We start from the raw sequence: 444 nt of genomic DNA, 5'->3' as shown, positions 1-444 counted from the left end.
CGGGTGGACCTGGCCGTGCGCATCGCGCGCCATATCGATCCCAGCCTGATCGCGCGGCGGCTGGCCACCTGCCGCTCGGTGCTGTGCGCGACGCCGTCCTACCTGCAGGCACGCGGCACGCCGACTGCTCCCGAGCATCTGGCCGCGCACAACTGCCTGACCCACCACTACGTCGGCAAGAGCCTGTGGCAGCTGCACCGAGACGGCCGTTCGCTGTCGGTGGCGGTGGGCGGCAACATCAGCGCCAACGAGGCCTCGCTGCTGCTGGAGGCGGTGCGGGCCGGTGCCGGTATCGCCATGCTGCCGACCTACCAGGTGGCGCCGCTGCTGCGTACCGGCGAGCTGATCGAACTGCTGCCCGAATTCAGCCTGGACGAACTCGGCATTCATGCCGTGTACGCGTCACGGCGACAGCAGCCCGCTATCATGCGGCGATTCCTGGAC

The 444-nt window shown here is 69.4% G+C and carries 1 protein-coding gene; it reads left to right on the top strand.

Annotation, left to right across the window (positions count from 1 at the left end; genetic code table 11):
* The coding region (locus tag JNB71_RS24235) for a substrate binding domain-containing protein (RefSeq protein ID WP_220374314.1) at positions 1-444 on the top strand (444 nt) is incomplete at both ends.

The organism is Rhizobium herbae (genome assembly GCF_019511375.1).
Taxonomy (GTDB): Bacteria; Pseudomonadota; Alphaproteobacteria; order Rhizobiales; family Rhizobiaceae; genus Pararhizobium; species Pararhizobium herbae_A.
This window is presented reverse-complemented; position numbering and strand designations above follow the sequence as displayed.